This is a genomic window from Bacillus sp. MYb209, from assembly GCF_002975175.1.
Classification (GTDB): Bacteria; Bacillota; Bacilli; order Bacillales; family Bacillaceae_G; genus Bacillus_A.
In genome coordinates, this window is record NZ_PCNZ01000024.1 from 1 (window position 1) to 23,199 (window position 23,199).

The window sequence follows — 23,199 nt, forward strand, 5'->3', positions numbered from 1 at the left end:
AAATACCCTATAGAATAGACTTTTTTTAAGTGTCTATTCTATAGGGTACATTTTAATTTTTTGCGTCTCTTTTTTTTTATTTATGAAATTTTATCGGCGATTTTTCGAATATATCGACCGCAACTCGAAATATATCAGCGATTTTCACAATATATCGACCGTATCCCGAAATATATCAGCGATTGTCATTATCCCGATTACTATTTTGGGATTTAACGCCCACGTCTTTGCTGACCTTGCTTTCCACTACTTTTCTTATTACTTGGCTTATTAAACGATCGTTGATTATCATTTCTTGAACCATTTTTTGAACCTTCACTGCTATCTCTTTGACGATATTGTCCTGTCTTCTTCGGTTTATCAAATTGCTTTTTTTGCGGTTTTCCATTTTCATCTACATGTTTTATCATCGGTTGTTCTATTACTTGTCTTTGCAAGGGTGCACCAAGTGTTTTTTCAATTTCTTCTAAATATCTTTCATCTTTCTCTGCAACAAACGTAATTGCAAGACCAGATCCACCAGCACGCCCTGTTCGGCCGATGCGATGAATATAGCTTTCTACATCTTCCGGAATATCATAGTTAAATACATGTGTTACACCGTCTACATCAAGTCCACGTGCTGCTACATCAGTTGCAATTAAGTACTGAATTTTCGCATCACGGAAACTCTTCATTACTCGTTCGCGTTTTCCTTGTGATAAATCACCGTGAAGTTCATCACAGTTATAACCGAACCCTTTTAAATTATCATACAGCTTACTTGCTCTAAGCTTTGTACGACAGAAAACAACTGCTAAAAATGGCTGATCACGATCCATTACAAAGCGAAGTGCGTCTTGCTTTGCACGGTCTGTCGTTTCAATGACACGCTGCTCTATTGTATCTACCGTTACTTCTTCACTTTGTACGTGAATCATTTGCGGCTCTTCCATATAACGCTTCGCCAATTTTTTAATATCTTTTGGCATCGTTGCTGAGAATAACATCGTTTGTTTACTGTCAGGTGTCTCATCTAAGATATCTTCAATATCATATAAGAAACCGAAATAAAGCATTTGATCCGCTTCATCTAGTACAAGCATAGAAAGATTACTTAAATCAATTGTTTCACGTCGTATATGATCTAGTAATCGTCCTGGTGTTGCTACAACAATATGTGTATTACCTTTTAGTTTTCTCAATTGCTGTGCAACATCTTGCCCGCCATAAATCGCAAGCACATTAATATCTTCTCTATGAACAAGCATCTTTTTAATTTCAGCTGTAATTTGTAGTGCCAGTTCCCTTGTTGGCGCAACAATTAAAGCCTGAACATCGCTTGACTCTGAATTAATTTTCTCTAAAATCGGTAAAACGAAGGCAAGTGTTTTACCTGTTCCTGTTTTAGCTTGACCAATTATATCTTTACCTGACATAACAACCGGTATAGCTTTCTCTTGAATAGGCGTCGCTTCAGCAATTCCATTTTCACGTAATGTATGATTAAAAGTTTCACTAATTCCTAATTCTAAAAAATTTTTCAAATAGACCACTTCTTTTCCTTATTTTTCACATTAGCTTCCATTGTACCATTTGTTTCGCCAAATATGAAAAATAAAAAAATTCTTACCTTCTCTTTTTATATTCACCATGTACAAGTTGAACAAATTCTTTTTGCTTTTTCTCGGATTTTATTAATGCTTCTATATTAGCAGAAGTCAAAATATACTTCTTAATTTTTCTATTAATCCAAATTAAACTTGTATACTTTGTATCTTCGTGTAACCTTCGAAACCACTCAAATTCGCTTAATTTCGCAATATGATGTTTTAATTTCATATCATTTCGGGGATAAAATAAAATTATATCTGCTATTACATCAAATAATAAACCCATCTTCTCTCCCCCTATAACCTCTTTTAAAGTATATACGTTCTCCTATACATATATATTTCAATTTTACGGAAAGATAGTTATAAGGTGATAAAATTGACCACTAAATTAATAAAGATTTTTTGCATATTTTTCTTACTATATTTTCAATCCACCACAATTATTATGGCTAAACCACAAACCAATGTGATTAATAAATTTAAACATGCTTTACTCAAAAATGATAAAAAATTAATGCATTCATATGTAACAGAAGGACTCAAAATACCTACTTTCCAAAAAGAAAAACATCTTCATAAAATTATAGAAGTACCGTCTCCTAAAGAGGATACTACAATTCTTATCGCTTATTTCAAATACACTAGTGATGTATATACTATTGGTTTCATTTTAGAAATAGTAACAAAAAACAATAAAATATCTCACATTAATAAAATTTATGATGGAACTAATCCGTTTATGAAAGAAGCTACTATTGTAAAAGAATATGAATTGAAGTTTAAGGAGCATATACTAACCCCGACAAAATTCCCATTTGAAATTCAGTAATTTCACGGTTACATCTATAACAATTACTTGGAACTACATTACAATAATGAAGATATTAATGGGGTTTTAAAAATCACTGTTTCACCAATTCAAAATAAATTAGACCAATATGTACATAAAGGAACTAAGTTCTACAATTTAAGAAATAATATGAAAGCATTATATAATTCTCATTTTGATTTAGCATATGAGCTTATATTTCAGAAAGACGGTTTTCAATATAACATCGCAATTGGCAACAAACTACATATAAAAGGAAAATACAATGCTAATGATTTAATTCATATTGCAGAATCTATGAATTGAAAAACCTATCTTTTCGATATAGGAAAGATAGGTTTTTTATTATTTTATACAGTAATTATAAAGTAAGTTTTCCTCCATGATAGCAATAATACCTTACTGCTTTAAGATTTTTAATTTTATTTAAAGACTGTTCCGCTTTTTCTATATCTAAACAAAAGTGCGGATTCGCTATTACTAATTCTCGATTATCTTGAACGGCTGCGTCTCCCGTGATTACACAATTCAAATTTGGAAAATATAATGAAATATGCCCCGAAGTATGTCCAGGCGTTGCTACTATTTGACATTTATTATTCAAAATCATTTGACCATCATATACCTTTTCATCGACAGAAATATGTCTTATATTGTTTAACCGCTGTATAAACCATTCGCCAAATTCTTTCTCTTCATTCGGCATACGTTCTAGCATTTCTTCAGCTTGAACTAATCTCTCTGATTTTATTTCACCATTAATATAATTTGATTCAATTTTACTAGCAATAACATTAATTTGAGGATATTTCACTTTGAAATCATATAAAGATCCTATATGATCATCATCATAATGGGTAATAATTATATTTTTTAAGTTTTTCATCTCATATCCATGTTTTAATATTGCATTTTCAATTAAAGGTAAAAAATTTATATATCCTGTATCGACTAATGTTAATTCATTATGTAATATAATTAAACTCGGATAAATACATTGTTTTTGCCCGTTAAATTCGAATTCAATTGGTAGTTCTATTATCTTCATTTTTCTTCCCCCATACCGCTTATTAAATATTTAATAATAACTGAATCGTCCACATACATTTTATTATATATGCCATGTAACAAAACGATGTGAGTCGTTTCATTTCACCTCCGCTTAACAAATATTATTTTATTTTGAACAGGTATTCGTTTATACTTATCGAAATGTACAATAGGAAAAAATGATGAAATTGATTATTCTTTCTCTTTTTTGTCTATCCTTTTAAAAAATCTATGTTTTTGTAAAAGGAGTGTTTATATGGAGAAACAGACACTTTGGAAGAAATTCAAAAAAAGTTCAGCAAATATAGGTAAATCTAGTGTGTATGAAAGTATTATTTTATACTACACTTTGAAAAAGACGGGGTTACCTATTAAAGCTAAACTCATTATATTAGCTGCTTTGTCCTATTACGTATGGGCGATTGATTTCATTCCAGATATAGCTGCGATAATCGGAATTGGTTTATTAGATGATGTTTTAGCAATTGCCTTGGCTCATAAGTTTGTCATGCAACATGCAAATGCTGAAATTAGAGAAAAAGGAAAAGTAAAGATGGAATCATTATTTGCTTCAGCACACGCATAATAAAAAAGGCAGTCATTTCCCTGTCTTTTTTCATTGCATAAGTACATGATTCGCATTAAATTTCTATAGATTTTATATACAATGTAATTAAATTAATTGCTTTTAACAACAAAGAAGAACTAAGATAATCTCTTAGCTCTTCTTCATATTCAAAACATCATTTCACTTCATTTGCCACAAAAAAGTTCTCACATACACTCGATATACGTTGTAAGTCCACATTTCCACCGGATATAACTGCTACTACTTTTTTCCCTTTAATATATTTATCAACTTTACCAGAAAGCAGAGCTGCAGTAGCTAGTGCACCGGCCCCTTCAACTACAGCTTTTCCACGTTGTAATAAATCTTTCATCGCTATTTCCAGCTCTTTTTCTGATACTGTTACAATATCATTTACTAATTCTTGTACAACTTCAAAAGTTAAATCCCCTGGTATTTTAACTGCGCAACCATCCGCTATAGTAGGTGCCTCATAATGTTCTACGATTGCCCCTTTATCATAAGATGCCTTCATTCCATGAACATTGTCAGCTTGGACACCAATTATATTAATGGATGGATTAAAAGATTTTAATGCTACAGCAATACCAGAAATAATTCCGCCTCCACCAATAGGTACAATTACAGTATCAACATCCCACATATCATCGAGAATATCTAAACCAATTGTTCCTTGACCAGCCATTACCTCTATATCATCATATGGATGTAAGTATGTTTCTCCTGTTTTTTGTATAATTTCTTCACATTTTGCCTTCGCGTCATCAAAAGTTTCACCGTATAAAACTACTTCAGATCCATATCCTCGAGTTGCCTCAACTTTCGCCTGAGGTGCAGTAATTGGCATCACAATTTTACTCTTAATGCCGAGTAAATGAGCAGATAATGCAACTCCTTGTGCATGATTACCTGCCGAACATGCAATTACGCCTCTCTCTTTTTCTTGATCTGTAAGCTGCGACATTTTATTAAACGCACCACGGAATTTAAAAGAACCCGTTAATTGCATATTTTCTAATTTCAAGTGAATTTCTCCACCCGTTTTACTAGTCAAATAAAAAGATTTTACTAGTGGAGTTTTACGAGCATTTCTATCTAGAATTTTTTGAGCTTTTTTAATGTCTGCTATATGTAATGGTAGTTTTCTAGTTATCATACTAACACCTCTTCCAATGATCTATAATCTACTTCTATTGTCATTCCTAAGTTTTCGTAAGTAGTAGCCCCTTTATACAAAACCATCTATGTTAAGAAAAAACTCTTTATATCTGTAGCTCCTTCTTTAATACGCACATCTGTAAACAATTCAACATCCTCTTCATATCACGTTCTTTATAGTGATTCAGACATGCTATTTGGATCCAGTTATTCTTTTGTAAATATGCTGATTCATAATGAACAATATATCCTTGTAATGCTAATGCATCGCCTGCTGCCTTAGAAGACTGCCCTTCGTTTAATTGAATGGTAAGAACAATTTGAGCGGCATGTTCTTTAAGTGAAACTAATTTTAACCCCATATCAATAATAGCTTGTTCTAGAAAAGCATAGGTTTCCTTTATTTTCACATACGCATTTTCTTCATCGAACCCCTTCAAGGATTCTTGCAGTGCAGAAATTAAATTCCACGAATGAGAATATGGAATACTACCATTCTCTTCGTACATACCGATGTCCATATACGCAGGGATTTTTTCGTTTACCTTAATAAAGTGATTATGAAAGATGAACGATAGTCCTGAATATGATTTCATTGCTTTCCCGCTAACACCACTTGCGAAATACACATTCTTCAAATCAATTGGAGTCGCTCCAATTGAACTTATACAATCCACACATAATTTAATTTGAAATTTTTTACTAAGCTCAGTGAACTCTTCTAAATTATTTAACATTCCAGTTGATGTTTCATGGTGAACAAACCAAATCCATTCATAATCTCCAGTTAACATTATTTTTTCTAATTTTGTATAAATAAACGGCTCTGCCATTTCTTTTTTATACGTATCAAAATTTAAATGTGCACGTTTTGCCTGCTCAATTAATCTATTACCGAACTCCCCATTCGCTAAAACTAGTCCTTTACCTTTTAATAAACGTAACTGTAAAGCAATTGCATCATTCGCTAGCGTCCCTGTTCCTAACATAATTTGTACACGTTTTGCTTTTGTCATTTGAAGTAATCTTTTTTTTACATTTCCCATCATCACTTGAAATGACTTAGAGCGATGAGAAATAGGCTTAGTAGAAAATGCCTTTTGAACATTCTCTTCAATGTCTACTGGTCCGGGTAAAAACGTATATTCTTTCGTCATAATTCCCCCAACATCCGACTCTTCAAACATAGCAGGTGTAACATACATTGGCTGAAAAGCTGCTACTTCTGTACCAACTAACGTATAGAAAGCTTTGAATCCCAATTGCTCATATAAAGGCAGCTCACGTGTTGTGGCTGAAATGATTGCTAATTCATATCCATTTAGAAGCAAATAACGATGTAAAAAGCGAATTAAACCTAACAGTGCTCTTCCATTTCGATATTCACGTTCTACTGAGAGTAAACGGATTTCATATACTTTTTCTCCATGCTCTTGTAAATAAAAATCTAAATTTGAGATTTTATAATCTAACGAGAATGGTCGTTTCCCCCGCACCGCGACCATACTTACTAACTTATCCCCATCTAAACAAATTAAATATGTATTTTCTTCATGAAATCGATCTATACGAAAATGTTCTTTCGTTTCTTCATGCTGCGGAATCTCTTCTACAAATGTTTTATGGTTCAATTTATGTATACTTTCAAATTCCCAAGTTTGATCAGCAACCTTATAAATTAACCCCATGTCATATCTCCCTTATCTCTCTACTAATGGCTCGCAATCTAACTAATTAATATAAAACATAAGTGGAGATTCCTCCACTTATTTAAATTTCATTTTATTCCCGATTTACATATAAAATAAGTATAATAATTAATAAACTTAGTATAGTAACTACAATAGAATACGAATAAAAAATCATACAAATTGGTAAACAAGCAATTGTAATTAACCCTGGCTTCGTAAACCCTTTAAATATTAAATAAAATATAATAAAAATACATAAAAGGGTAAACGCTATCAAATAATCAAATGCTATTAATCCCCCAATAAATGTTGAAATGCCTTTTCCACCCTTACCTTTAAACAAGATTGGGTAAATATGTCCAATTATAACGGCCATAAAAGATAACATTACGAATATAGAATCTTCAAAAAGGTATTTTGCTATATAAACTACAATTGCACCTTTGATCGCATCACCTATAAATGTAGCGACAAAATACCCTTTTCCATATACTCGCCCCATATTTCTTGCACCAGGATTTCCGCTTCCTTCATCACGAATATCAACGTTATGTCTCCATTTTGTTAATATATAAGCGGTCAATATGTTTCCAAACAAATAAGAAGCCACTACATACAACAACTGCATATTATTAATCATGTAATCATTCACTTTCTACATGGAAATACTTATACAATATTCAATTACTATGCACATTGTACTTTTCTGACTCTACATCCCTTTATATATTTTAACATCATATTTTTACAAATCATACAAAAATTCTCATCAGGCTATTTACACTTTAATGTATATATCCTTCATCAAATAATATGTTCTTTTCGCTGCCATTTCTGATTGTGATACAAATGTAACTTCTCCCGTACTTTCCTCACAGCATTTCTTAAATTCAGCATATGCTTCAGACACTGAACACAACATACTTCCACTAACTGTAATTGAAGTTGATAACTCAAATTGCATCTTATTATAAACATCTACTTGTAATACTCGCCAATTCCTTACCAGCTTGCATCATAATTTCATTTTCGTCATCATTCCTCTTTCTCGCATACAATTTTTTAAATTATCAACTTCCTCAAATTCACAAAAAACCGCCTAAAAGCCGAAACATTCAACTTTTAAGGCGGTTTTTTCTATTTATTCTTAAACTTCTCTGTCGCTGCTCTCATCTTCACATTCAAATCGTGATCAATGGAGTCGCGAATATCACGCTCTACTACTTCCATTTCTTTTTGGAAATTTTGCAAGTATATTTTTAATTCTTCTTCTTTTTCAGGACGTTGTGATGGTGGTAATTGTACAACTAATGATAACATCGCTGTTAAATCTTTCATTAAGAACGTTTCAAGTTTATGTTGTTGTTCAAACATGCGTTGTTCTTGATAGTACGGAAGTGCATTTAATACTGAAATTGTAATGTCATCAACCGTTCTTTGTAGTGAAGGATTAATCGAACGTTTATATGCTTGAATTGTATTTAATGCATCTGGATATCGATCATAAAAATACAATTTATAAAACGATAAGTCTGTCGGTTTAACAGTTTGCTGTGATTCTTGTCTCAGGAAATCTTTCACCTTCATTGTTGCAATATCAATATCTTCATTCGTAAGCTTTTTCGTTGTTTTTGCCATCACATGCACTTTTTTCTGCTTTTCTTTCGGTAACATTGAGAAAACTTGCTCTCTCGTACGTTGGCCCGATGTACAGAAAAGTGTATTTAATGTATTTTGTTCTTTTTTCCCTTCTGTACGAATCCAACGATAAAAGAGTGGGTGCTGCGTAAATTCTTGTAAAAACGGTGTTGATTTGTTCGATAATTTTTCAATGGAATCTTGCGCTCTCTTATATGGTTTCGTCCATGAAAAATAAAGTTTACGTCCGAAGTATACAACTAAAACAACGACAGTAAATGCGATTAAAAGTAATGACCCTAATAATAATAATACTCCTTGAATGAAACTCATTTTTTCACCTCCTCTAATGATCTGTTATTTCCTTGGACGCTGAATGAGTTTCTGCTTCATCTCATCATTAAATGTGTCTAGTTCAATTACAAACTTCTTACTAGACTCGATAATACGTTCTGACGATTTCTCAGATGCTTCAATAGCAGCGAATACATTTTGGAATGATTCACGTAATTTATCCATGCTAATTGCAGGATTTTCTAGGAGTTTTGTTGTTTCTTCTGTATTTTGTTTTAATGCTTGAGAATTGCTTAATACCATTGATTCAATCGCTTCATTTGTCGCATTAACTGCATCAATTGTTTTACGTTGATTTGTTAATGCGAGCTGAATTGCAGCTGAAACCGTTACAACGTTTTGTGTCATCGTAATCGCATTACGAATGGCCTCTGCTAACTTTTCATTATTTTTCTTAATGATATCTACAGACGCGATAGATTGTAATAATACACTTTTTGCTTGTTGCATATTACGAGTACGGACAAGTATCTTTTCTAATGCATCATTTATTAACGGAATATCCCTTTGACGTTCTGGATTTTGTTTCTCAGCTTCAAGCATACCAGCAAGTTTTCTTCCTAAGTATACTTGTTTATCAAGAGCGTGAATTTTATCGTGTGATTGCTCTTTTAACATTTCAAGACCAACCGTATCCTCTTGCAAGTTATCACGGCCAATGAGAAGTGATCTTATAATCTCCTCGATTTGCTTATCTATAGATTGATATTTATGCACGTAATTTTCAAGCGGGTTTTTCTTGAACACTTTAAACATAAGTTTCTTCATACCAGTTGCTTTTAATGAGTTTGGATCAAGTTCTGATACGACTTTTCGTAATTCTAACAATGTATTTGGAATTTCTTCATTCTTTCCATTCATCATCGCTGTCACAGGACGTTTTAAAGCTGATAGCGTTTGTCCTGCCGCTTGCTGCTCTTTATCCCCTAAGTCTCCAAGCTGCGACAATACTTTTGATAAATCTGTATTTTGCTCGCTATTTAACTTTTGTACATAAAGATCTGCTTCTTTATTCAGTTCTTCAAGTTCTGCATCTTTTATTACTGTATCCACTACTACTTCTACATTATTATCTTTCACAATCGATACAGGTTCTTTTTTTTCGAGTTCAGTCAACAAAATCGCTCCTTTATTTATATGTGCGAATTTATGTGCACTATATTTCATCTAATATATCGTATTTCATATACATTTTGCTTGCTTGAAATCGATTTTTTAAGAAATACCTGCTTATGCAGTCATTCCCTGTTTCATAGTATAAGTATACCTGTTCTCGTCATTATTTTCCTCAGACTTAAGACCTAGAGAATAACATGCTGAAGGCGGATTCTTTACGAATTACCTTACTTATCACCACTGAATATTAATTTGAAGTTCCATTTATTTACCTTCTTAAATTTATACAATGCTCTATCTTTTGACATATGCTATCTTTCAATGTGATAATTACATTAAGCCCACTTCTAATTATTCTTCCGCGCAACAAATGCTCCCTTTTGAAAAGCTAATAACACCGTTTCAAACGTATCATCTTCTTCAATCATCTTTATAAACTCTGCTAATTCCTCCACATGAGAAGTTGCATTATCAATAACAAGAAAACCTTTTGGTTCTAAAATACGTTTTATATGTTCCCACCACCACATGTATTGCGTACGCTCTGAATCTAGGAAAATAAAATCAAATGAATGATTTACTTGCGAATCTAAAAATGCTCCTGCCTCTTGATTATGAATATCAATTCGCTGTGTAAGATTTGCCTTCCCAAAATTTTCAAGTGCCTCCCCAACTCGTTCTGAAGAAAGCTCTACAGTTGTAACATTCCCATTTGTTTCTTCTACCGCATTTGCTAGCCACAATGTAGAATAACCATTTGAAGTTCCAATTTCTAAAATTTTTTTTACATTACACCCTTTTACTAAAATTGATAAAAATTGTCCCATCTCACGAGAAATATTCCGTAATTTTTCTTCCCGCGTTTTTTTATGTCGATCATGCTCTTCTCCATATTGTTCAAGTTGAGATAATAATGAATCTAAAGTATCCATTTTTTTCATCGCCTTTCAAAAGCAATATGATGAATAAGCTCTTGCTGCCCGTCTACTTTTCATTATATGCGAAACGAAAACCTTTTTCTCGTTATATGACAAAGATTTAATTTTTTTTATAGCATATTGTTTCGTTTTTTGGTAAAGTTAATTTCTACGTGCAATTATTTGATTCACATTATTTTACAATCAGACTGCAATTATAAAATAATCTATACCCCATTTAAATGAATCGGTATTTCTAATTCAAATAAGCGCCCTTTTCGGACGCATTTTCTTTTGTTTATATATTTATGTGAGAAAGGATGCTTGCACATGAACGTGATTAACTTAGATGCTGCTAGAAGACGTAAACAGCATAAAAAACTAATGATAACTATACCGATTATTAAACGCATTTATGAAGAAGACGGGGAAATTAAATTCGAGGTAGCTGGAGAAAAAGATGTACCTCTTGAAATGTTAGAAAAGTAATAAAATAAAGACGCATTTCTGTTGAAATGCGTCTTTATTTTATATTTTCACATTTAAATGCATAAGTTTTTCAGGATTAACCATCATATAAATGATTGAAATTTTCTCATTCTCAAATGCAAATGAAAGCACATAATTGAACGATTCGTTACCATATAATATTATTTTTTTCTTTACTCACTTACATACTGGTACCAAATTTCACGTTCTTCCTCACTCATTTCTCCTATTATTTTTGAGAAATCTATTTTTCTACTAAAAGAGTCTTTTAGCATATTAAATTGAGCAAACGCCCCTGTAAATGTTTCTAATGAATTAGAACAACAAACCGTTTCAAGATTTCCAATTGTTGCTCCATCTAATTCTAACTCCTTTAGCCCTTTCATTCTACCTAATGCCGATCCATCTTTTACCTTTGTATCTTTTAACTTTATATTTTGTAGTACTGTATTATTATTAAAACAATTAAAATTATCAATAATACTATTTTCAAATTCAATTGTTATTAATTTATTTAAGTTTTGTAAAACGAGTAAATCCACTTCATTGACATTTTCTAAGGCTAAAATACGTAAATGCTTTAAAGTATCTACTTCTGAAATTGCAATGAGCTGCTCACGATTTGAAATATGTAAAGAAAGCGATTCTAACTTCCGAAACTGCGGTAGTAACGAAAAATCTTTAATATCAGTATTTGAAATATCCAATTTTTTTAATGACGGCATTTCTACAAGTACCGATAGAGTATTTGCATTTGTTTTCTTAATATTCAATTCTTGCAAATACTGCAAATGGACTATTGGCGTTAAATCTTCAACTGAGTTATTTACTAAATATAACTTCTTTAAAAAGCCATCCGTTCTAATCCTGTTATATCTTTAATTTCATTTCCAGTTAAAATTAGCTCCCTTACTTCAGTACACATCTGTAATGGACTAATATCTACTAAATCATTTCCGCCTAAATATAATCTCTTCTCTCTAATAAATTTACTCGCACGTTCATGAGATCCCACGATGTTTTTCCATTTTTCATTTAAACTATCATACCAATCTTTAACATTATTTTCAGACTGAAATATACAATTAGGATGTAAGACAGGTAATTCAATATTAAATAATGCGTCTAAAAAATGTATATTATCGTTTGTACCATAACTCCAATATAAATACTCTTCCTCTCGGTGAATTGTGAAATGGTTTTATTTTTAACAAAATAAAACCATTTCACATTCCAATAACTAGACTCATACCCTAATTTTAGATTGCAATACAACATAAGAAAGGCAGGTAATACAATTGACTTCGAATATTGACTACACTTCCCCCTCAACCAATTTCACCCATGATTTAAATAAAAGTAATTTTTTTAAGAAAGATGCCCAAAATTATATAAACGTACTTGGCATCAAACAATTAAATACATTAAAAAACACTTCTTTATTAGATATATATTTAAGTACAGGTAATGTTGTAGAACCACATATCCATCAAAATGCAGCTGAACTCGTTTACTGTATTTCAGGATCCGCTGTCGTTTCTTTACTTAATCCATTTACGAATCAAATATTAAACTTACCGATAAAACCAGGGCAAGTTGCTAATATTCCACAAGCGTGGTGGCATTACGAAATTGCTACAGCAGATAATACTCATTTATTAGCCATTTTTGATGCCCCAACCCCAGAAGTCATTTTTGGGTCTGATATTTTAAGATTGACTCCCGCCAACATGATGGCTCATACTTATTGTCTCAATGAACAACAATGGAAACAAGCCATATCTCCAATTCAATCCACTACAGTAATTGGACCACCAACAAATTGTAATCAAAACCGAGGAACGATAAACCAATCAACTCAAGCCCCTTCTCAACAACAAAATCTATATTACCAAGACTCATACTATTTCCCTCCTTATTGGGGGTATTAAATTCATTCATTACTAGCAAAAAAAATTATTCACCTCCTTGGAAAATACCTCGGAGATTTTTTATTTATATACCAATTACGTATTCTCTTTCGTAACAATTAATAGAGTACATACATATAATATTTATATATTTAATTGGAGGTGATAGTACTATGAGTAATTATAACTCTCGAAAAAACTATTCTTATAATAAAAATAATAGTTCTTCAACATCCTCTCAATCTTCCGGTTCTCAATCTTCCAATTCACAATCGGAAAGAGATTTAGCTCAACAAGGCTATGTAAAGAAAAAAGGCTGTAATTGTAATAAAAATAAATAGTTTATTACTAATTTGAACAATGACATTTCACCGCGCACGATATACAAAATGCTACCCTACTATATAGTATATTTAAGAGATGAATTCTGTTTTTTATAGAATTCATTTTTTTTGCTGATGGAGAATTTTCTAAAAGATATAACTTATTCCATGAACTATAAAGTGTAAATCATAAATTTCAATTTTTCTTTTATACCAACTTAACAAAGAGTAATTTTTCAATTGATTTATTACTTATTCCCCACAAAAATATAGCCCTTCCTAATTTCATCAGGAAGGGCTATATACAAATCCCTGTTTAAACTTCAACTAAACATTGTACCAAATTAGACGATATTAATACCTGCACTTACAAATCCAGCAACTGCAGCTATTGGACTTGCTGCTGTTAATGAAACATATAACAGTATTTTATCTCCAGCAGCTACTGGAATAGCTTCAGGTACGATCCCTGATGCTGTTGCACTAAAGAAACCTGCTAATGACGTAATAGTCCCTGCGCGTGGTGCTACAAATGCATAATCACCTACACCTAACGCCAATGTGATATCGGTTCCACCCGTTAAAGCTGCGCCAGGCTGACTAAATCCAAATCCAAGGAGAGTTCCTGTATTAGCTATTAAAGCGTTAACTAACGCAGATGGTGTTGTACCTGAAGCAAATGGAATAATAGCTCCTGTTGCTCCTGTTGCTCCTGTTGGACCTGTTGCTCCTGTTGGGCCTGTTGCTCCTGTTGGACCTGTTGGGCCTGTTGCTCCCGTCGTTGGACCTGCTCCGGTTCCTGCTGGGCCTGTTGGACCTGTTCCGGTTCCTGCTGGGCCTGTTGGACCTGTTGCTCCTGTTGGGCCTGTTATCCCTGTCGCTCCGATTGCTCCGGTTGGGCCTGTTACTCCGGTTGCCCCTGTTGCTCCGGTTGCCCCTGTTATTCCTGTCGCTCCGATTGCTCCGGTTGGGCCTGTTACTCCGGTTGCTCCGGTTATTCCTGTCGCTCCGGTTGCTCCTGTTGCCCCTGTTGCTCCTGTTGCTCCTGTTGCCCCTGTTGCTCCTGTTGCTCCTGTTGCTCCGGTTGGGCCAGTTATTCCTGTCGCTCCGGTTGGAAAATTAATAGACGGAAGAGGTGGAAATGTAGGACCAATATTTTTAGAATCCATAACTTCCTTAGACATTGGTAATTTGTCATATCGATTCAAATTTGTACCTCCCTTCTATAGTATTTATTAAATGTTAAATGTTCCGAAATGTTAAAAGGATTATCTAAAAAAAATACTATTAATCTCTCGATTAAAATCTTTGTACAAAATCAAATTTAATGTAACTTACTAAAAATGAATGTATTTTAAACAGCATGCCGTTACTATAAAAAATATTATTAATAGAATATATGAAAAGTATCTCCTTTATCATAAAAATGAGGTGATTTTAATTAAAAATAAAGATAGAGAAAATCCCCAAAATAATGACTAACAATTATACTAGTTGATTAATAAATGATTCATTTTTTATTCTTACCTTTAAATGCCATTCCCCTATATAGATAGTAGAAAATATCTATACTAAATATTCCGGATAAACATTATCAATTTACTCTATACGCTATCAATGTTAAGTTATTTATGAAGACAGTTTCTCCTTTGCGAACCATCTCAATACGTATTTGAGAAACATACTCCAATCCTATACGCGAGAGCAATACTATGTTGACACTCAAATGAGTGTCTTTTTTTTGTAAATTACAAAAAAATAAAACCATCTCTTATACATGGTTTTATCAATACGTATTTCTTTATATTCTTAATGTAAATGCAAGCTTATGAAGCTGGATAATAAATAGTCATACTCAACCGAGTTAATGTTCTTCCTAAATTTTTATAATTGTGAGGTCTATCCGCCTTAAAGCGAATTGAATCTCCACTATTTAATTTATATTGACAATCATTTACTTCAATTGTTAATTCTCCTTCAAACACCGTTATAAATTCTTCAGTTCCTTCTTTATGCGCTTCAGAACTTAATTTTCCTTCTGTTTCAATTTCAACAGTATAGATTTCAAAATGTCTATCATCTTGGAAAGGAAACGAAGGATACACTTTATATCTCCCATTGTCTTCAGACAATACTTGAACATCATTTCGTAAAACAACTTTCGTATCTGGCTGTGGATTATTGATTAAAGAAGTAAAAGACACTTTCAGACCATTAGCAATTTTCCAAATTGTAGTTAGTGTCGGGCTAGATTCTCCCCTTTCAATTTGTCCAATCATCGTTTTACTTACACCACTTAATTGAGAAACTTTTTCTAAGCTCAGCTTTTCTTTTTCTCGAATAGCTTTTAAATTTTTTGCAAGGATAAGTTGAATTTCCTCCATAAAAAAACACTCCTATACAATATAACGACCATTATGTATAATAAAAAGCACACGTTATATTGTTCTTTTCGGTCATTATAACATACAAACTCAAAGGGGGTTTTGAAATGCCTATATTTTCTTTTTTATTATTCGTCTTTGTTAGTAGCTTCACACCAGGCCCTAATAATTTTTTAGCTATGACATACGCCAAGCAATATGGATTAAAAAGAAGCATTACATTTTGCTTAGGTGTGGCTTTCGGTTTTTTTATTATCACTTCATTATGTAGTTTCTTTAATATTGTACTTATAAATATTCTGCCATTAATTGAATTCCCTTTAAAATTTTTAGGTGTAGCTTACATGCTGTATTTAGCTTTTAAAATACTCACTAGTAAAGGCAATACAGATACAAATGAAAAAAGTAATAAAAACTTATTTTTAGTAGGAATTATGCTTCAATTTGTTAACCCAAAGGGAATTTTATTCGGACTGACTGTAGTATCAACTTTTATTCTCCCTTACTACCATTCATATTCTAGTTACCTTTTCTTTTCATTATTTTTAGGCATAATCGGTTTAATGAGTACGTTTAGTTGGTGTCTATTCGGGACGATGTTTCAAAAACTGTTATTAAAACATAACCGAACGTTTAACATTATTATGGCAGTTTTATTAGTGTTTAGCGCCATTTCAATTGTCATTAACTAGTTCTATACTCATTTTAATTCATGAGTATTCAGATGCAAATATTTACGAATACAAAAAAAATGCGGTTTCTCTTATCACGAGAAACCGCATCACATCAATATTTCCGTTAAATTTTAAACTGACTCGTATACAGATCAAAGTAAAACCCTCCATCTTCCATGAGAGTTTCATGATTTCCTCTCTCTAAAATACTTCCATCTTTTATTACAAGTATTTGATCTGCTTTTTCAATTGTTTTCAGTCGATGAGCAATTACAAAGCTCGTTCGCCCTCTCATTAAATTATTTAATCCTGCTTGAATTTGTAATTCTGTTCTCGTATCAATATTAGATGTAGCTTCATCGAGAATTAATATATCTGCATCGGCTAATATCGCTCGTGCAATCGCAAGGAGTTGTTTTTGTCCTTGACTTAAATTCGAACCTTCTGAAGCGATTTCTGTTTCATATTGATGAGGTAAATGCTTAATAAAAGAATGTGCAGATGCTGCCTTCGCTGCATTAATTACTTCTTCATCACTTGCATCTAATCGTCCATAACGGACATTATCCATAATCGTCCCAGCAAATAAATACGTATCCTGTAAAACAACCCCTATTTTACTCCGCAAAGAATTAATATCATAATCCTTTATATCTTTTTCATCAATGCTAATTTGCCCTTTTTGAATGTCATAAAAGCGAGTTAACAAATTAATAATTGTTGTTTTTCCTGATCCAGTTGGACCGACTAAAGCGATTGTCTCCCCAGGATTCGCCTCGAGACTCACATCTTTTAAAATCATGTTGTCCTGTGCGTATCCAAATGAAACTTTCTCAAGCCTAACATGTCCTTGTAAATTTTGTACAAGTACTGCATCTTTTTTATTTTGAATTTCTGGTACTTCATCCATAATTTCAAAGACACGTTCTCCTCCAGCAACTGCCGCTTGAATCGTATTCATTAAAGTTGCAAATTGACTAAGTGGTCTTGAAAATTGTCGAGAATAATTAATAAAAGCTGCAATGACACCTACCGTTGTCATTCCGTTTAATACCATTACCGATCCAGTTCCAATTACAAGCCCCATTCCTAAGTTATTAATAAAGTTCATACTTGGAAAAATAAATGCTGAAAACGTTTCAGCCTTCGTTGCTGAAATTCTTAGCTGTTCGTTAATTTCATTAAAGTTATGTACGGTTTCTTTTTCTTTTCCGTATAACGTAGTTACGTCTGCACCTGTAATAGCTTCCTCGATAAATCCATTTAATTCCCCTAAATCCTTTTGACGCTTCGCAAAGTTTTTACCACTATAAGCAACTAGTTTTTTTGTAACGAAAAACATAAGAGGTACTGTAATTAAAGTTACAATCGCTAAAATCCAATCTAATGAAAACATCGCAATTGTTACACCTATAAATGTTAACGCTGATGAAATGATTTGCACAACACTTTGTGTCAAAGCTTGATTTAAGTTATCAATATCATTTGTCACACGGCTCATTAAATCACCTTGCGAACGTACATCAAAGAATCTTAGAGAAAGCGTTTGGATTTTATCAAAAATATCTTGTCGTATTTTTTGTATCGTCTTTAATGCAACATTAATCATTACAAATGTTTGTAACCATGTTAACAATACGGTTATCCCATATATTACAATGAGCAGCATGCACATTCTTGCTGTCCCACTTAAATCCTTCGGTACAATGTATTCATCAATAATGACCCCCATATAATATGGCCCAAGTAAACCGAGTAATGTCGTAATAAATACAAGAATAATAACGAACATAAGAGATGCTTTTTGATACCCCATATAGTTCCATATTCGCATTATAGTTCCTTTAGTATTCTTTACTTTTCCCGTTTTCGGATTATTACGTCCACCTTTATTTCCAAATTGTCCTTGAAAATTACGCACGCTCTTCCCCTCCTTCTTGCCGCAGGTTGCCACCTTGGGAAAGATAAATTTCCTGATACACTTCACAAGTTGCCAATAAAGCCTCATGCGTACCATTTCCAACTAATTCACCGTTATTCAAAACGAGGATTTTATCAGCATCTATAATAGAAGATATTTTTGATGCAATTAAAAATGTCGTTGTGCCACTATATTTCGTCCTTAACGCTTCCTGTATTACAGCTTCTGACTTCGCATCAACTGCCGATGTAGAATCGTCTAATACAAGAATAGATGGCTTTCTCACTAGGGCTCTTGCAATAGATATACGTTGTTTTTGACCGCCAGATAGATTGGTTGCACCTTGTGTTAAGTTATATTGATAAGAGTCGTCCAGCTTATTGATAAACTCAGTCGCACAAGCAGATGAAGATGCTAATTCCAATTCATCATAAGTTGCATCTTCTTTGCCATAACGTAAATTCTTTTCTATACTGCCTGAAAAAAGAAGTGCCTTTTGTGGAACGAAGCCAATGGAAGCACGAAGTTTTTGCAAATCGTATGCTTTCACATTAACATCATCTATACATATTTCACCTTGATCAACATCGTAAAGTCGTGGCAATAGTTTCGCCAATGTAGATTTACCACTTCCGGTAGATCCAATAATCCCTATTTTTTCACCTTTACGTACGGTAAATGAAATATTTTTTAAAACATATTCATTATTTTTCGTATAACTGTAGCTAACATTTTTAAACTCTACATTACCATCCACTTGTTTTGGTTCATATACGTCGCCTTCAGTTGTAATATCAATTTCAGTATGTAAGACTTGTTGTACACGATCAGCTGATGGAAAAGCACGGGCAATTTGAATAAATACCATACTAATAGACATAAGTGACATTAAAATGATATTTAAATAGTTAATAAAAGCTAAAATGGCCCCTACTTGGAGTGTACCGTTAAAAACTTTCTCGCCACCAATCCATAAAGTTGCTACAATCCCGCTATTTACAACTAGCATAATAATTGGCATCATCAATGAAATAATTTGTATAGCACGAATATTTATTTCAGTTAAACTTGTATTAACTTTCTCAAACTGTGAGATTTCATATTTTTGTCTTACATATGCTTTTATAACACGTACACCTGATAAATTTTCTTGTAGCTTTGTGTTTACTTTATCTAATGCTTCTTGTACTCGTTTAAATGAACCGCTCGCTTGACCTGCAATCAATACAATTGCAACTAATAATACGGGTACCACAACAAGTAAAATTGGAAATAGGTCTCTCGCTGTTACAAAGACTATAATGATACTTCCAATAAATAATAACGGTCCACGGACAAGTACACGTAACGTCATCGTCATTGCCGATTGAATAGATGTAATATCATTTGTCACGATTGTTAATAATTTACCTGTTCCAAATGAATCACGATTTTTGCTAGAAAATGTTTCTATTTTCGCAAACACATCTTTTCGTATGTCTGTAGCGAAATTAACAGCAGCTCTTGTAGAATACATCATACAACCAAGTCCTCCAACTAAACCGATTGCTGCTGCCCCTATCATAAGAAGCCCCATTTTTATTACATAATTCAAATCCCGGTTTGCAATTCCAACATCAATAATGTGCTGCATAATAGTCGGTTGAATTAAGTCCATCGCAACCTCCAGTACCATAAATAGTGGTCCAATAATGGCGAAGAACATGTATGGTCTTAAATACTGTAATAACTTGCGAAATGATTTCATACATAATCTCCTTTTCTCATGAAATTACCATTGAATAATTCATATTCCTCCTTATTTAAGCGATATAGTCTGTAATTTCTTCATTAGTCCTATTATATTATGCAAATTAATATTTAACATTATTAAATGATAAGCATTTATGACTTTCCGGTCAATAAATGTGCTTTATCTTACGTAAATACAAAAACCACATTCTTAATAGAAAGAATGCGGTTTTTTATTTATATTTGTTCAATTGTAAAATTCAATCGCGAATCATTATTTTTAGATGGGTTTCACGTGTAAAAACTTATTTTAATAGGATTATTACCTTTATCCTCCATCAAAAGCATCTATATAAATATTTAAAACTCCGTTAAAACTGGGAATTTATATCCTTTAAAATCTAATTCTTTATTACTTCGAACCATCAAATACTTACTAGACTGTAATTCTGTATATTGTACATCATCAATCCCTAATTGATCTGGGCAAAAATAAAATTCAATCTCTGTAAATGATTCAGAGATTTCCTCACATAATTCATCTAAAATCGGAAGTACTGGAGCAAATACTCCATATAACTTTAGCTTTTCATCTTCTACTTCATAAACGATCATCGCATCTAGTTTCTTAGAATAATACAGTTTCTCATTCCATTTTAAGTCATACATTTTCAAATAAAACGAGGGTTGATAATTTAGTGTCGAAAACATATTAGAAAGCCTTTGACAATTTTCAATGATTTCATTTATTAAATTTCTATCCTCTTCATTATAAAAATCTAACTTTCTAAGTATAGAATCTTTATTATTCTTATTATCATACGGTATAGTCATCAGATATTCCTGCACAATTTGAAATCCAAATGATTTATATAGTTCAGGGGTTTCAGTAAACAAGAAAGCACATTCAAATTGCTTATCAATTTCTTCTATCATCTTATTAAGCAATTGTGTCATTAGCCCTTGTCTACGAAAATCCGGATGTGTCATTACTGATTGAATACCCGCTGCATTTATTTTTTTACCATTAATTAGTAACGGAAGTGAAAATGCCGCAACATTTGCAATCGCATTATCATCTTGTAAAAATGAGAATGCTTTAAATGTACAATCCCAATATCCTTTCCCTGAAAAATCATGTAATGTTTGACTTGTAATCCCAAACACTTCTTCAAATAAAGGAAATAACTGCTCTCTGTTCGGTTCTTCTGATAGAATATTTGCAATTTTTTCAACATTACCCATGTTGTACCTCCATACGTCGATTCCATTAAATTATATAAGCTTATAAGATCTACCCAAAAAATAATAGTCTTTATAATTCAATATAGTATCATAAAACATAAAAAAATTATCTAATTAATTTTATGTTTTGACTATTTAAACTTAAGTCGAATAAATCAATATTAAGATTGTTGAATATTAATAAGTTTATTATATAAAAATAGTGCTTTCTAACTAGTTTTTACTAATAGAAATGCACCATTTATAAAAAAAATTTATTTATTTTTTTGTTCCTTTAAGCTTTAAAAATGATAAAAACAGGTTCCTTTACTTGCTTTTTATTTACCCCTGTTTGAATAAATTCCCCTACCATACATACCTCTTTTGGCAATCCTATATTTAGAGAGCGTACTTCATATACTTTAGTCATTCTAATTACATTCCTTTTTCAAAACTTCAAAACAAATATAGACATTTTACAAAACGAACACATTTAAGCTATACATATTGAAAATCTCACTCCAACAATATATATATAACTTATTTATAGAAAAGATAACTATATGCGCACTGCTACCCGTGAATTTATTGAGCAAAAAAATAACATTACATTTATTACAAAACTAAACGAACGAAAGAGATTCCCCTATGTAGCCGCTACACAACAACCTAATAGAATAATCTCTTTTTTATTTCTTGTATCAATAAAAAACACCTTTGCATTTATACCAACAAAGGTGTTTCAAAATAAATATGTACATTATTTATTAGTTTGTCCCCCACCTGCAATTAATGTACTACCTGAATATGTACCTTTTTGCATAAACACTTGATTAATTAATTCTTTTTGCTCCGCTTGTGACATTACTCCTTTTCCTTCGCCTAAATTCCCACTTTGCATCTTCCAAATTTTATTGTGATCAACATCAACCTTTTCATACTTTCCTTGTTTCCATCGTTCTAAAATATCTACATATGTACTTTTTTGCACAAGATCATTGCTATTTACAATTTCAATTAAACTTTCAATACGCTCTTGTGTAATAAAGATATATCCCCATTTTTGATCTGCTTTCGCTTTTTGGTGTGCCATTTCATGTAATGCAGTCTGTATTTTCTCATCAGTCCATTTAAAATTTTTATTAAAACCACTATTCGGTAATGAATAGTTACCATTCTCTAAAAGCTTTGCATCTTCCGCTTTCACATTACTATCAGCTAACACTTCTACTGCTGGAGCAGCTGTTGATGTCTTTTTCACAGTTGGTTTACTATGATTTAAATAATACAATATTCCATACGTTAAACCTACTCCAATTACTACCATCCCAGCAATAATCCCTAATATTTTAAATAGTGTTTTCATCTTGCATGTTTCCTCCTCGATATCTCAGTTCTTACTTCTTAAATTTCCTTTCAAAAGAGAACATCCTAACTTATAAGATATAATTCCATCTCCTATCTTATTATATATATTTCCTTATATTGTATTTCTTTTTTCGTCAAATTTAAAGATTATTCTGTTAAATGATAAAAATTCTTCTCTACATTCAATTTTCCCTTGTACTTATAATGCTAAAAAATAAAAAACAACGAGTGCCATATA

20 protein-coding genes and 5 pseudogenes are annotated in these 23,199 nt (G+C 32.2%); 6 read left to right on the forward strand and 19 right to left on the reverse strand.

The genetic code is table 11. From position 1 onward, the window contains the following. Positions 1–212 precede the first annotated feature (212 nt). Together CQZ94_RS24035 and CQZ94_RS24040 are read right to left on the reverse strand one after the other, a co-directional pair. Entirely contained in the window at positions 213–1,535 is a 1,323-nt protein-coding gene (locus CQZ94_RS24035) for a DEAD/DEAH box helicase (protein ID WP_105587403.1), read from the reverse strand. 73 nt (positions 1,536–1,608) lie between these two features. Continuing rightward, complete coding sequence (locus CQZ94_RS24040; protein WP_105587404.1) at positions 1,609–1,878, reverse strand: hypothetical protein; 270 nt, start codon at positions 1,876–1,878, stop codon at positions 1,609–1,611. A gap of 93 nt (positions 1,879–1,971) precedes the next feature. Here CQZ94_RS24040 and CQZ94_RS24045 point away from each other — a divergent pair. Beyond that, positions 1,972–2,730: pseudogene (locus tag CQZ94_RS24045) on the forward strand (hypothetical protein). Between the two features lie 55 nt (positions 2,731–2,785). Here CQZ94_RS24045 and CQZ94_RS24050 read toward each other — a convergent pair. After that, positions 2,786–3,472 carry an MBL fold metallo-hydrolase gene (locus CQZ94_RS24050; RefSeq protein WP_105587406.1) on the reverse strand — a complete coding sequence of 229 codons (687 nt, stop codon included), beginning with the start codon at positions 3,470–3,472 and terminating at the stop codon, positions 2,786–2,788. Positions 3,473–3,730: 258 nt separating this feature from the next. On the opposite strand from CQZ94_RS24050, the gene CQZ94_RS24055 reads away from it, so the two are divergent. Further along, positions 3,731–4,060 carry a YkvA family protein gene (locus CQZ94_RS24055; protein WP_105587408.1) on the forward strand — a complete coding sequence of 110 codons (330 nt, stop codon included), beginning with the start codon at positions 3,731–3,733 and terminating at the stop codon, positions 4,058–4,060. 157 nt (positions 4,061–4,217) lie between these two features. Here the strand turns inward: CQZ94_RS24055 and tdcB are convergent, their stop codons facing one another. From tdcB to CQZ94_RS24090, 7 genes and pseudogenes are all read right to left on the reverse strand, one after another. Beyond that, the gene (gene tdcB, locus CQZ94_RS24060) at positions 4,218–5,219 is read right to left on the reverse strand and encodes a bifunctional threonine ammonia-lyase/L-serine ammonia-lyase TdcB (protein WP_105587410.1); all 1,002 of its coding nucleotides are present in this window, start codon (positions 5,217–5,219) and stop codon (positions 4,218–4,220) included. 106 nt (positions 5,220–5,325) lie between these two features. Further along, a complete protein-coding gene (locus tag CQZ94_RS24065; protein ID WP_105587411.1) occupies positions 5,326–6,909 on the reverse strand; it encodes an aminotransferase class V-fold PLP-dependent enzyme in 1,584 nt (527 codons plus the stop codon). Positions 6,910–7,003: 94 nt separating this feature from the next. Continuing rightward, positions 7,004–7,552, reverse strand: coding sequence for a glycerol-3-phosphate 1-O-acyltransferase PlsY (plsY, locus tag CQZ94_RS24070; protein ID WP_105587413.1), 549 nt, complete (start codon positions 7,550–7,552; stop codon positions 7,004–7,006). A gap of 138 nt (positions 7,553–7,690) precedes the next feature. Continuing rightward, positions 7,691–7,964 (reverse strand): annotated as a pseudogene (locus CQZ94_RS31900) (BadF/BadG/BcrA/BcrD ATPase family protein); the annotation flags it as partial. Positions 7,965–8,049: 85 nt separating this feature from the next. Beyond that, positions 8,050–8,883: a DUF3974 domain-containing protein gene (locus tag CQZ94_RS24080; protein ID WP_105587415.1), complete on the reverse strand. Its 834-nt coding sequence runs from the start codon at positions 8,881–8,883 to the stop codon at positions 8,050–8,052. Positions 8,884–8,907: 24 nt separating this feature from the next. Next, positions 8,908–10,020: a toxic anion resistance protein gene (locus CQZ94_RS24085; RefSeq protein WP_002109928.1), complete on the reverse strand. Its 1,113-nt coding sequence runs from the start codon at positions 10,018–10,020 to the stop codon at positions 8,908–8,910. A 347-nt stretch (positions 10,021–10,367) separates the two neighbouring features. Further along, complete coding sequence (locus CQZ94_RS24090; RefSeq protein ID WP_105587417.1) at positions 10,368–10,961, reverse strand: O-methyltransferase; 594 nt, start codon at positions 10,959–10,961, stop codon at positions 10,368–10,370. 306 nt (positions 10,962–11,267) lie between these two features. On the opposite strand from CQZ94_RS24090, the gene CQZ94_RS31325 reads away from it, so the two are divergent. Then, complete coding sequence (locus tag CQZ94_RS31325) at positions 11,268–11,426, forward strand: hypothetical protein (protein WP_002085567.1); 159 nt, start codon at positions 11,268–11,270, stop codon at positions 11,424–11,426. Between the two features lie 39 nt (positions 11,427–11,465). Here CQZ94_RS31325 and CQZ94_RS24105 read toward each other — a convergent pair. Together CQZ94_RS24105 and CQZ94_RS24110 are read right to left on the reverse strand one after the other, a co-directional pair. Then, positions 11,466–11,567 (reverse strand): annotated as a pseudogene (locus CQZ94_RS24105) (RNA polymerase sigma factor SigJ); the annotation flags it as partial. Between the two features lie 32 nt (positions 11,568–11,599). Continuing rightward, positions 11,600–12,624: pseudogene (locus CQZ94_RS24110) on the reverse strand (leucine-rich repeat domain-containing protein); the annotation flags it as partial. A 100-nt stretch (positions 12,625–12,724) separates the two neighbouring features. Between CQZ94_RS24110 and CQZ94_RS24115 the strand changes: the two are divergent. Together CQZ94_RS24115 and CQZ94_RS31330 are read left to right on the forward strand one after the other, a co-directional pair. Continuing rightward, positions 12,725–13,357: a cupin domain-containing protein gene (locus tag CQZ94_RS24115; RefSeq protein ID WP_105587418.1), complete on the forward strand. Its 633-nt coding sequence runs from the start codon at positions 12,725–12,727 to the stop codon at positions 13,355–13,357. Between the two features lie 152 nt (positions 13,358–13,509). Further along, positions 13,510–13,677 carry a hypothetical protein gene (locus tag CQZ94_RS31330; protein WP_181149538.1) on the forward strand — a complete coding sequence of 56 codons (168 nt, stop codon included), beginning with the start codon at positions 13,510–13,512 and terminating at the stop codon, positions 13,675–13,677. A gap of 326 nt (positions 13,678–14,003) precedes the next feature. Here CQZ94_RS31330 and CQZ94_RS24120 read toward each other — a convergent pair whose 3' ends face one another. Both CQZ94_RS24120 and CQZ94_RS24125 read right to left on the reverse strand, forming a co-directional pair. After that, positions 14,004–14,843 (reverse strand): exosporium glycoprotein BclB-related protein, encoded by an 840-nt coding sequence (locus CQZ94_RS24120; protein ID WP_374954558.1) that lies wholly within the window; start codon positions 14,841–14,843, stop codon positions 14,004–14,006. A gap of 642 nt (positions 14,844–15,485) precedes the next feature. Further along, positions 15,486–16,043 (reverse strand): helix-turn-helix domain-containing protein, encoded by a 558-nt coding sequence (locus CQZ94_RS24125; RefSeq protein WP_105587422.1) that lies wholly within the window; start codon positions 16,041–16,043, stop codon positions 15,486–15,488. 107 nt (positions 16,044–16,150) lie between these two features. Between CQZ94_RS24125 and CQZ94_RS24130 the strand changes: the two genes are divergently transcribed. Beyond that, complete coding sequence (locus tag CQZ94_RS24130; RefSeq protein WP_105587424.1) at positions 16,151–16,735, forward strand: LysE family transporter; 585 nt, start codon at positions 16,151–16,153, stop codon at positions 16,733–16,735. 106 nt (positions 16,736–16,841) lie between these two features. Here CQZ94_RS24130 and CQZ94_RS24135 read toward each other — a convergent pair whose 3' ends face one another. The 5 genes and pseudogenes from CQZ94_RS24135 to CQZ94_RS24155 all read right to left on the reverse strand — a co-directional run bounded on the left by CQZ94_RS24135 (position 16,842) and on the right by CQZ94_RS24155 (position 22,959). Continuing rightward, positions 16,842–18,638 carry an ABC transporter ATP-binding protein gene (locus CQZ94_RS24135; protein WP_105587425.1) on the reverse strand — a complete coding sequence of 599 codons (1,797 nt, stop codon included), beginning with the start codon at positions 18,636–18,638 and terminating at the stop codon, positions 16,842–16,844. After that, the gene (locus tag CQZ94_RS24140) at positions 18,631–20,385 is read right to left on the reverse strand and encodes an ABC transporter ATP-binding protein (protein ID WP_105587427.1); all 1,755 of its coding nucleotides are present in this window, start codon (positions 20,383–20,385) and stop codon (positions 18,631–18,633) included. The genes CQZ94_RS24135 and CQZ94_RS24140 overlap by 8 nt, the downstream gene beginning before the upstream one ends. A 344-nt stretch (positions 20,386–20,729) precedes the next feature. Next, positions 20,730–21,614, reverse strand: a complete 885-nt coding sequence (locus CQZ94_RS24145) for a GNAT family N-acetyltransferase (protein WP_105587429.1) — start codon at positions 21,612–21,614, stop codon at positions 20,730–20,732. A gap of 283 nt (positions 21,615–21,897) precedes the next feature. Further along, a pseudogene (locus CQZ94_RS24150) lies at positions 21,898–22,023 on the reverse strand (MOSC domain-containing protein); the annotation flags it as partial. Positions 22,024–22,353: 330 nt separating this feature from the next. After that, the gene (locus tag CQZ94_RS24155) at positions 22,354–22,959 is read right to left on the reverse strand and encodes a PRK06770 family protein (RefSeq protein ID WP_105587430.1); all 606 of its coding nucleotides are present in this window, start codon (positions 22,957–22,959) and stop codon (positions 22,354–22,356) included. Positions 22,960–23,199: the final 240 nt, after the last annotated feature.

Excerpts from the sequence above, each read along its gene's own strand:
- CQZ94_RS24040 (WP_105587404.1), bottom strand. The coding sequence starts at position 1,878 with ATGGGTTTATTATTTGATGTAATAGCAGATATAATTTTATTTTATCCC.
- CQZ94_RS24050 (WP_105587406.1), bottom strand. The coding sequence starts at position 3,472 with ATGAAGATAATAGAACTACCAATTGAATTCGAATTTAACGGGCAAAAA.
- CQZ94_RS24055 (WP_105587408.1), top strand. The coding sequence starts at position 3,731 with ATGGAGAAACAGACACTTTGGAAGAAATTCAAAAAAAGTTCAGCAAAT.
- tdcB (WP_105587410.1), bottom strand. The coding sequence starts at position 5,219 with ATGATAACTAGAAAACTACCATTACATATAGCAGACATTAAAAAAGCT.
- CQZ94_RS24065 (WP_105587411.1), bottom strand. The coding sequence starts at position 6,909 with ATGGGGTTAATTTATAAGGTTGCTGATCAAACTTGGGAATTTGAAAGT.
- plsY (WP_105587413.1), bottom strand. The coding sequence starts at position 7,552 with ATGATTAATAATATGCAGTTGTTGTATGTAGTGGCTTCTTATTTGTTT.
- CQZ94_RS24080 (WP_105587415.1), bottom strand. The coding sequence starts at position 8,883 with ATGAGTTTCATTCAAGGAGTATTATTATTATTAGGGTCATTACTTTTA.
- CQZ94_RS24090 (WP_105587417.1), bottom strand. The coding sequence starts at position 10,961 with ATGAAAAAAATGGATACTTTAGATTCATTATTATCTCAACTTGAACAA.
- CQZ94_RS31325 (WP_002085567.1), top strand. The coding sequence starts at position 11,268 with ATGAACGTGATTAACTTAGATGCTGCTAGAAGACGTAAACAGCATAAA.
- CQZ94_RS31330 (WP_181149538.1), top strand. The coding sequence starts at position 13,510 with ATGAGTAATTATAACTCTCGAAAAAACTATTCTTATAATAAAAATAAT.
- CQZ94_RS24120 (WP_374954558.1), bottom strand. The coding sequence starts at position 14,843 with ATGTCTAAGGAAGTTATGGATTCTAAAAATATTGGTCCTACATTTCCA.
- CQZ94_RS24125 (WP_105587422.1), bottom strand. The coding sequence starts at position 16,043 with ATGGAGGAAATTCAACTTATCCTTGCAAAAAATTTAAAAGCTATTCGA.
- CQZ94_RS24130 (WP_105587424.1), top strand. The coding sequence starts at position 16,151 with ATGCCTATATTTTCTTTTTTATTATTCGTCTTTGTTAGTAGCTTCACA.
- CQZ94_RS24140 (WP_105587427.1), bottom strand. The coding sequence starts at position 20,385 with ATGAAATCATTTCGCAAGTTATTACAGTATTTAAGACCATACATGTTC.
- CQZ94_RS24145 (WP_105587429.1), bottom strand. The coding sequence starts at position 21,614 with ATGGGTAATGTTGAAAAAATTGCAAATATTCTATCAGAAGAACCGAAC.
- CQZ94_RS24155 (WP_105587430.1), bottom strand. The coding sequence starts at position 22,959 with ATGAAAACACTATTTAAAATATTAGGGATTATTGCTGGGATGGTAGTA.